Annotated in this window: 11 protein-coding genes; 2 read left to right on the forward strand and 9 right to left on the reverse strand. The window is 65.2% G+C overall.

Annotated features, from left to right (window positions below; genetic code table 11):
- Positions 1 to 24 precede the first annotated feature (24 nt).
- The 7 genes from tuf to ACRDU5_RS10230 form a co-directional block, all read right to left on the reverse strand.
- On the reverse strand, positions 25 to 1,215 hold the full coding sequence (gene tuf, locus ACRDU5_RS10200; RefSeq protein WP_526614373.1) for an elongation factor Tu: 1,191 nt from the start codon (positions 1,213 to 1,215) through the stop codon (positions 25 to 27).
- Positions 1,216 to 1,467: 252 nt separating this feature from the next.
- Positions 1,468 to 3,573 (reverse strand): elongation factor G, encoded by a 2,106-nt coding sequence (fusA, locus tag ACRDU5_RS10205; RefSeq protein WP_526614374.1) that lies wholly within the window; start codon positions 3,571 to 3,573, stop codon positions 1,468 to 1,470.
- 75 nt (positions 3,574 to 3,648) lie between these two features.
- Complete coding sequence (gene rpsG, locus ACRDU5_RS10210) at positions 3,649 to 4,119, reverse strand: 30S ribosomal protein S7 (RefSeq protein WP_526614375.1); 471 nt, start codon at positions 4,117 to 4,119, stop codon at positions 3,649 to 3,651.
- Positions 4,119 to 4,493, reverse strand: coding sequence for a 30S ribosomal protein S12 (gene rpsL, locus ACRDU5_RS10215; protein WP_324851413.1), 375 nt, complete (start codon positions 4,491 to 4,493; stop codon positions 4,119 to 4,121). Before rpsL ends, rpsG begins: the two co-directional genes overlap by 1 nt.
- Positions 4,494 to 4,751: 258 nt before the next feature.
- The gene (locus ACRDU5_RS10220) at positions 4,752 to 5,387 is read right to left on the reverse strand and encodes a TetR/AcrR family transcriptional regulator (protein ID WP_526614376.1); all 636 of its coding nucleotides are present in this window, start codon (positions 5,385 to 5,387) and stop codon (positions 4,752 to 4,754) included.
- 33 nt (positions 5,388 to 5,420) lie between these two features.
- On the reverse strand, positions 5,421 to 5,951 hold the full coding sequence (locus ACRDU5_RS10225; RefSeq protein WP_526614377.1) for a DUF3558 family protein: 531 nt from the start codon (positions 5,949 to 5,951) through the stop codon (positions 5,421 to 5,423).
- A gap of 2 nt (positions 5,952 to 5,953) precedes the next feature.
- A complete protein-coding gene (locus ACRDU5_RS10230; RefSeq protein WP_526614378.1) occupies positions 5,954 to 6,517 on the reverse strand; it encodes a DUF3558 family protein in 564 nt (187 codons plus the stop codon).
- Between the two features lie 98 nt (positions 6,518 to 6,615).
- Between ACRDU5_RS10230 and ACRDU5_RS10235 the strand changes: the two genes are divergently transcribed.
- Positions 6,616 to 7,011: a DUF3060 domain-containing protein gene (locus tag ACRDU5_RS10235; RefSeq protein WP_526614379.1), complete on the forward strand. Its 396-nt coding sequence runs from the start codon at positions 6,616 to 6,618 to the stop codon at positions 7,009 to 7,011.
- 26 nt (positions 7,012 to 7,037) lie between these two features.
- Entirely contained in the window at positions 7,038 to 7,442 is a 405-nt protein-coding gene (locus ACRDU5_RS10240) for a DUF3060 domain-containing protein (protein WP_526614380.1), read from the forward strand.
- Here ACRDU5_RS10240 and ACRDU5_RS10245 read toward each other — a convergent pair.
- Together ACRDU5_RS10245 and ACRDU5_RS10250 are read right to left on the reverse strand one after the other, a co-directional pair.
- Positions 7,439 to 8,197 (reverse strand): crotonase/enoyl-CoA hydratase family protein, encoded by a 759-nt coding sequence (locus ACRDU5_RS10245; protein ID WP_526614381.1) that lies wholly within the window; start codon positions 8,195 to 8,197, stop codon positions 7,439 to 7,441. The two genes, ACRDU5_RS10240 and ACRDU5_RS10245, sit on opposite strands and share 4 nt — an antisense overlap.
- Positions 8,194 to 8,738 (reverse strand): PaaX family transcriptional regulator C-terminal domain-containing protein (locus ACRDU5_RS10250; RefSeq protein ID WP_526614382.1); only part of this gene is annotated, 545 nt, incomplete at its 5' end. The genes ACRDU5_RS10250 and ACRDU5_RS10245, both read right to left, overlap by 4 nt.

An 8,738-nucleotide genomic window follows, 5' to 3' on the forward strand; every position in this document is an offset into this window, starting at 1 on the left:
GCGTCACTGCGGCTCTACGTCAGATCACTTGGTGATCTTGGTAACCCGGCCGGCGCCGACGGTGCGGCCGCCCTCGCGGATCGCGAAGCGCAGGCCCTCGTCCATCGCGATGGGCTGGATCAGCTTCACCGAGATGTCGGTGTTGTCACCGGGCCTCACCATCTCGGTGCCCTCCGGCAGCGTCACCACACCGGTCACGTCGGTGGTGCGGAAGTAGAACTGCGGACGGTAGTTGTTGAAGAACGGCGTGTGCCGGCCGCCCTCGTCCTTGGACAGGATGTAGACGCTGCCCTCGAACTCGGTGTGCGGCGTGGTGGTGCCGGGCTTGACGACCACCTGGCCGCGCTCGACGTCCTCACGCTTGATACCACGGATCAGTAGACCGACGTTGTCGCCGGCCTGACCCTGGTCGAGCAGCTTGCGGAACATCTCCACACCGGTGACGGTCGTCTTGGTGGTCTCCGGACGAATGCCGACGATCTCGACATCCTCGTTGACGTTGATCACGCCACGCTCGACGCGGCCGGTGACGACGGTGCCACGACCGGTGATGGTGAAGACGTCCTCGACCGGCATCAGGAACGGCTTGTCGGTCTCGCGGACCGGGTCCGGGATCGACTCGTCGACGGCCTGCATCAGCTCCTCGACGGACTTGATCCACTTCTCGTCGCCCTCGAGCGCCTTCAGCGCCGACACCTTGATGACCGGGGCTTCCTCGTCGAACTCCTGGGCGGCCAGCAGCTCGCGGACCTCAAGCTCGACGAGTTCAAGCAACTCTTCGTCATCGACCATGTCGGCCTTGTTCAGCGCCACCAGGATGTAGGGCACGCCGACCTGACGGGCCAGCAGCACGTGCTCACGGGTCTGCGGCATCGGGCCGTCGGTGGCCGCGACCACCAGGATCGCGCCGTCCATCTGGGCCGCGCCGGTGATCATGTTCTTGATGTAGTCGGCGTGGCCGGGAGCGTCGACGTGTGCGTAATGACGCTTCTCGGTCTGGTACTCCACGTGGGCGATGTTGATCGTGATGCCACGCGCCTTCTCTTCGGGAGCCTTGTCGATGTCATCGAAGGCCGACGCCTCGTTCAAATCGGGAAACTTGTCATGCAGAACCTTGGTAATAGCCGCGGTCAGCGTGGTCTTGCCGTGGTCAACGTGACCAATGGTCCCGATGTTGACGTGCGGCTTCGTCCGCTCGAACTTCGCCTTCGCCACTTCTGTGTCCTCCTGGACTTCTTGTCGGTGCTTGGTAAAGCAGTGTTGATCTTTGCAGTTGTTGTTCGCCGCGGTGGCGGCAGGTCAGATTTTGAAGATTACTGACCTGTCGCTTTCGCTGTGCTAATTGCTCGACTCCGGTTCAGCTCCGGGCCTCGGCCTCCGGCCTCGATTCTCACTGGCCCGTCGCCTTCGCTGAGTGCATTGCTCGACTCCGGGCCAGCTCCGCTCCTCGCGCTACGCGCTCGATGCTCACTGTCCCGTCGCCTTCGCGATGATTTCCTTCGACACCTGCGCCGGTACCTCGGCGTAGCTGTCGAACACCATGGAGTAGTTCGCCCGGCCCTGGGTCTTCGACCGAAGGTCTCCGACGTAGCCGAACATCTCCGACAGCGGCACATGCGCCTTGACGACGCGGGCACCGCTGCGCTCTTCCATGGCCTGGATCTGGCCACGGCGGGAGTTCAGGTCGCCGATCACATCGCCCATGTAAACCTCGGGCGTGGTGACCTCGACGGCCATGATCGGCTCCAGGATGACCGGCTGCGCTTGTCCCGCAGCCTTTTTCAGTGCCTGTGAGCCGGCGATCTTGAACGCCATCTCCGACGAGTCGACGTCGTGGTACTGACCGTCGAGCAGAGTGACCTTGAGGTTCACCAGCGGGTAGCCGGCCAGCACGCCGTACTGCATGGCGTCCTGCGCACCGGCGTCCACCGACGGGATGTACTCGCGCGGGATGCGTCCACCGGTGACCTTGTTCTCGAACTCGTAGGTGGCACCGTCCTCGCCGGTGAACGGCTCAATGGAGATGAGCACCTTCGCGAACTGGCCGGAGCCACCCGTCTGCTTCTTGTGGGTGAACTCGAGCTTCTCGACCTTCTTGGTGATCGTCTCGCGGTAGGCCACCTGCGGCTTGCCGACGTTCGCCTCGACCTTGAACTCGCGCTTCATCCGGTCCACCAGGATGTCCAGGTGCAACTCGCCCATGCCGCCGATGACCGTCTGGCCCGTTTCGACCTCCTGGTGCACCTTGAAGGTCGGATCCTCCTCGGCGAGCTTCTGGATGGACAGCGACAGCTTCTCCTGGTCGCTCTTGGTCTTGGGCTCGATGGCCACCTCGATCACCGGGTCGGGGAAGGTCATCGACTCCAGCACGACCTGGTCGTTCGGGTCACTCAAGGTGTCACCGGTGGTGGTGTCCTTGAGGCCGATCACCGCGTAGATGTGACCGGCGGACGCGGTGTCCACCGGGTTCTCCTTGTTGGAGTGCATCTGGAACAGCTTGCCCAGCCGCTCCTTCTTGCCCTTGGTGGCATTGATGACCTGTGAACCGGAGTCGACCTTGCCGGAGTACACCCGGACGTAGGTGAGCTTGCCGAAGAACGGGTGGGTTGCGACTTTGAACGCCAGCGCTGCGAACGGCTGCTCCGTCGACGGCTCGCGGATGACGAGTTCGTCCTCCTTGCCGGGGGGGTGGCCGGTGGCCGGCAGCACGTTCAGCGGCGAAGGCAGGTAGTCGACGACCGCGTCGAGCATCGGCTGCACACCCTTGTTCTTGAACGCGCTGCCGCACAGCACGGGGTACGCCTCGGAGGTGATCGTCAGCTTGCGAAGCGCACCCTTGATCTCCTCGACCGTCAGCTCCTCGCCGCCAACGTACTTCTCCAGCAGCTCCTCGTCGGTCTCGGCGACGGCTTCGAGCAGCTTGGTGCGGTACTCGTCGGCCTTCTCGGCCAAATCCGCTGGGATGTCAATGGTTTCGAAGCTCTCCCCGAGCTTGGTCTCGCCGCGCCACACCTTGGCGTTCATCTCCACCAGGTCGACGACGCCCTCGAACTCGCTCTCCGCCCCGATCGGCAGCTGGATCGCGATGACGTTCGCGCCGAGGCGCTCCTCCATCGTGCGCACGGAGAAGTAGAAGTCCGCGCCGACCTTGTCCATCTTGTTGACGAAGCAGATGCGCGGAACGGTGTACTTGTCGGCCTGGCGCCAGACCTGCTCGGACTGCGGCTCGACGCCCTCCTTGCCATCGAATACGGCAACGGCGCCGTCGAGCACCCGAAGGCTGCGTTCCACCTCGACGGTGAAATCCACGTGGCCGGGGGTGTCGATGAGGTTGATCTGATGGTCTTTCCAGAACGTCGTGGTGGCGGCGGAAGTGATGGTGATACCCCGCTCCTGCTCCTGCGCCATCCAGTCCATGGTGGCGGCACCGTCGTGCACCTCACCGATCTTGTAGCTGATGCCGGTGTAATAGAGGATGCGCTCGGTGGTCGTGGTTTTACCGGCATCGATGTGCGCCATGATGCCGATGTTGCGGACCTTGTTCAGGTCGGTCAGCACGTCCTTCTGTGCCACAGAAGTCTCACTCTTTCGGTTTGCGTAGTTGCTGTCGTCGTTACGCTCGGCGGCCGCCCTGCCGCCGACGTGTTCTCACCAGCGGTAGTGCGCGAAGGCGCGGTTCGCCTCGGCCATCTTGTGGGTGTCCTCGCGCCGCTTGACGCTGGCGCCCAGGCCGTTGCTGGCATCGAGAATCTCGTTGGCCAGCCGCTCGACCATGGTCTTCTCCCGGCGCTGCCGCGAGAAACCCACCAGCCAGCGCAGCGCCAGCGTGGTGGAACGCTCCGCGCGCACCTCGACGGGCACCTGGTAGGTCGCGCCACCGACGCGGCGGCTGCGAACCTCCAGGGCGGGCTTGACGTTGTCGAGAGCGCGCTTGAGGGTGACGACCGGGTCGGTGCCGGTCTTATCGCGAGCCTGTTCGAGGGCGCCATAAACAATGCGTTCGGCCAGCGATTTCTTCCCCTTCAGAAGAATCTTGTTGACCAGCTGCGTGACCAACTGAGATCCGTAGACCGGATCGTTGACCAGCGGACGCTTGGGCGCGGGACCCTTGCGCGGCATCAGCTCTTCTCCTTCTTGGCGCCGTAGCGGCTGCGGGCTTGCTTGCGGTCCTTGACGCCCTGGGTGTCCAGCGAGCCGCGGATGATCTTGTAGCGCACACCGGGCAGGTCCTTCACCCGGCCCCCGCGGACCAGCACCATCGAGTGCTCCTGCAGGTTGTGGCCTTCGCCCGGGATGTAAGCGGTGACCTCAACCTGACTGGTCAGCTTGACGCGCGCGACCTTCCGAAGCGCCGAGTTCGGCTTCTTCGGGGTGGTGGTGTACACGCGGGTGCACACCCCGCGGCGCTGCGGGCTGCCCTTGAGGGCCGCGGTTTTGACCTTGGCGATCTTGTCGCGGCGACCCTTGCGGACCAGCTGCTGAATGGTTGGCATCTACCGGCTTTCTCTGTTTCGTGCTGTCGTTGAAGTCTCTGTACTGCAGTTATGCCCCGGCCCCTTACCCCGCGACCGGGAGTGTCGCATGCGCCCGCACCGGGATTTTGGCGATTTCCGATGCTCGACATGCGAATTGGCCCGGCGTGCGGGCCTGCAATTTCGGTAATCGCAGGCGCCTATCGGCCAGGCACGATCGTCCACAATACCAGGGCGGACACGCCGCTCCAAACCTGCGACGGACCGTCTTACCGCAGGTCAGCCCCGCCGCTCCATGCCGGCCGCCAGCCGCATCACCATGTCGCTGAACACGGTGTCGGTGTCGACAATGCCGTTCATCACCCCGGTCATCTCCAGCAGCACGAATCCGTGCATGGCCGACCAGAACTCCAGCGCGGCATGGAACGCGTTCTCGCCGTCCAGCCCATAGGACGCCAGCACCGCGATGACCGGCCCGGCCGCCGCCCGGGTGGCCTCGGTGAACTCGGGATCATCCCCACCCAGCGGCATCCGGGTGAACGCCGAATAGCGGCCCGGATGGTGGTGGGCATAGCTGCGGTAGGCGCTGGCCATCGCCATCACCGCGTCGTCGCGTTCCCGGCCGTGGCCGACCGTGGTCAACATGTCCAGGATGTCGCCGATGACTCGCATCCGGACCGTGCGGCGCAGGTCTTCCAGGCTGACGACGTGGTTGTACAGCGACGGGCCCTTGGTGCCGAGCTGGTTGGCCAGCGCGTTGATCGTCAGCGCGTCCCAGCCCTCCCGGTCCAGGAAGCTCAGCGCCGCGTTGACGATGGAGTCGCGGCTGAGCTTGGCGGGACGCCGGGCAGCGGTGCCCGATGTCGCCGGCCGGGCGACTCCGGACGGCTGCGGCGGTTCTGGCCGGGCTGCCATATGCGAAAACTAACACCTCTAGTTTCCCTGAGCTCAGTTGACACGCTCCTGACTGAGTCGGGCGAGTTTGTCGGTGATGCTGCACAGATCGGGCAGGCTGGCCGGATTCATCGTCTGGATCGACCAGGTGATGACATCGTTGTCCTTGGACACGTAGATGCTGCAGGCATTGGCGTCGAAGGCCTTGAATCCCTTGTTCCCGTCGATCGAGAGTTCGGTCAGCGTGCGACCGGCCTGCTGCTCCAGCGTCCGCTCAGTGTCCAGGTCGCTGCCGCGATACCACCACGTCGAAATCCCCATGCCCGCACCGAAATTGCCAAGCACGGTGTTCTCCTGCCAGAAGCAGCCGGCGTCACTCACCGCGGCCCTGGTGAACATCGACGAACCCACAGCCTGCGTCACGTCGGCGTCGGTGACGTTGTTGCAGTCCCCGCTCTGGAATCCACTACCTGGGAGCAGTGCCGGCGTGTCCGGGGCGACGGGCTGGTCCGACGAGCCGCATCCGGCGGCGAACACCGCGACACCGGCGAGCAGCGCGACGCAGTATCTGCGGCGGGCGGCCATCGTCACATCTCCGACGACAGCGTGGCGGCGAGCAGTTTCTCGGCGTCTCTGCAGCTGTCGACGTTGGTCTGACCGCGGAACTGCACCCACCAGCTCAGCACGCCGGGACCGGCCGCGGCGGTGGCCGAGCAGCCCGCGCCGGTCACGGTGCGGCGCGCCAGGAAGGCGTCGTGCCGTTTGAGGACGGTGTTGGTGATTTGCGCGCCCCGCTGTTTGGCCAGCGCTCGTTCACGGTCCAGGCTGCCGGTCTCGAACCAGGAGTACGTGACGTCGATCGTCACCGGAGGCGCGGCGGCGCCGACATCTGGGCCCGAGCCGCGCGACAACACGTATTGGCACACCGCACCGCTGTAGGGCCGCACCACGTGGTCGGCGGCGAGGATTTCCTGGATAGTGCTGTCGGTCAGCAACCCGCACCTGTCGTCGACGTAGCCGTAGCTCCGCCCGGGATCGGGCACGGAGGGATGGGCCCTCCGCGCGGTCCCGCTGACGGTCTGCGAACATCCGGCGACGGTCACCATCGCTGTGACCGCCGCGACAGCAACCGCTTTGAGACGCCAACGCATCGCTGAACACGCTACCCAGCGCACTGGTCGATGGCGACTGGAGAAGGAACCGGTCAAGTACTGCCATGAATTGGGCCCACAACGTACGCTCTACACCCATGATCGCGGTGTCAGCTGTGGGCCGGTCGTTGGCGGCATGCCTGATCGCATTGCCGGTCGCGGTCGCGGTGGGGGCCCCCGCTCATGCACGGCCTGTCGGTGACCACCAAGGCCAAGACACCCACATCACCGCGGCAGGCAGCGTGCAGACCATCGACTGCCACGACTCGACACTGCATGTGAACGGAACCGGCAACACCATCACCGCATTCGGCACGTGTTGGGCCGTCACCGTGCAGGGCGCAAACAACATCGTGGTCGCCCACCACGTCATCAACGACATCACGGTGTACGGCTACGACCAGACCGTCCTCTTCCACAACGGCGAGCCGTTCATCTGGGATCGCGGCCGCGAACTGGGCATGACGAACCGGATCGACCGCGTTCCGGCGTGATTGCACCGAGCGAGAAACGAGGAGCCATGCGCGCATACCTGCCGGCATTCATCGGTGTGACAGCGGCCGCGGTGATCGGACTGGCCGGCTGCGGTTCGGAAAGCACCGACACCAACGAGCCGACGGCTACCCTCGGGACGCCGGGCGCCCAGATCGAAATCGGCAACACCATCAACTACGGGTCGGTCGGCACGACAACGGACATCGACTGCGCGGACGGGAAGTCGCTGAATGTCGGCGGCTCCAACAACACGTTGACCGTCAAGGGCACCTGCGCCAACGTGAACATCGGCGGTTCGGACAACAAGATCACGCTGGAACGGGTCGACAAGGAGCTCAGCATCGTCGGCTTCAACAACACCGTCACCTACGAGGACGGCAACCCGTCGATCAACAACACCGGTAACAACAACAACGTCAGCAAGGGCTAGGCGCTCGCGCCGTGGCGACCGGCGCCCGCGGCGAAACGCTGCGCGCCCGCCAGCGACTCTTCCTTGACGCGGGAGATGCTGGCGAATTCGTAGTCCATGGCGTCGGATTCGGACAGCCCCCACTGGTTGAGCTGCGACATGCGGTCGGACCGCAAGCATTGCTGCGGAAGCACGGACAGCTCGGCGGCGAGCTCCTCGGCCTTTTCGCGGGCCTGGCCCTTCGGCACGACGCGGTTGGCCAGACCGATGGCGTGGGCCTCGGCGGCGTCGACACCGCGGCCGGTCAGGATCATGTCCATCGCCCGGCTGTGTCCGATCAGCCGCGGCAGCCGGACGGTGCCGCCGTCGATCAGCGGGACGCCCCACCGCCGGCAGTACACACCCATGATTGCGTCCTCTTCGACCACCCGCAGGTCGCACCACAGCGCCAGCTCCAGGCCACCGGCCACCGCATAGCCGCTGACGGCGGCGATCACCGGCTTGGACAACACCATCCTGGTTGGTCCCATCGGCCCCGGTCCGGTCCGATGCACCGGGTTGGCATCCGGCGTACCGAACGCCTTGAGATCGGCTCCGGCGCAGAAGGTTCCGTTGTCACCCCACAGCACCGCGACCGACGCCGAGTCGTCGCGGTCGAATTCTTCGAAGGCGGCGAACAATTCGGCGGCCGTCGGGCCGTTGACGGCGTTGCGCGCCTCGGGCCGGTTCATGATGACCGTGGTGACCGGGCCGCTCTTCTCGACTCGCACACTCATGTCGCCTCCATCAGTTCGGACTCGTTTCGTCTGGCCACCAGCTCGGCGGCGAATTCCGCGTAGGACCGCCGCAGCGCGGCACCCGGCCAGCCACTGGGCAGTAGCTCGTCGGGCAGCACGGGATCGGTGAGCAGGTGGCGCACCATCCCGGCGGCCGCGACGAATCGGCCCGGGATATCGGCGGAAGCGGCCATCTCTTCCAGCAGCTGCCTGCCGGTACCCGCCCAGCCTGGCAGATCCCACAACTGCCCGGCCAGTTCCGCGGGGCTGTCGTCGTAACCGTGCAACACCCGCACCCGCGACAGCACATCGTGTGGCAGATCGACCTTCAGGTTGTCGGGCCGCAGCCAGACACCTTCGCGCAGCTCGGCGAACCTGTTCTGCTGCAACGTGGTTCGCAATGCTGCGCGGGTGCGCGCATCGATGCCCACACTGGTGATCACCAATGTCGTCCAGGTGCCGTCCCAGGACCGCATCTGCGGGTTGATCGCATCGTCCTGGCGTCGCTGCCGGGCCAACAGCCGGTCGGACAATCGGTAGC

The organism is Mycobacterium sp., from assembly GCF_050701515.1.
GTDB lineage: Bacteria > Actinomycetota > Actinomycetes > Mycobacteriales > Mycobacteriaceae > Mycobacterium.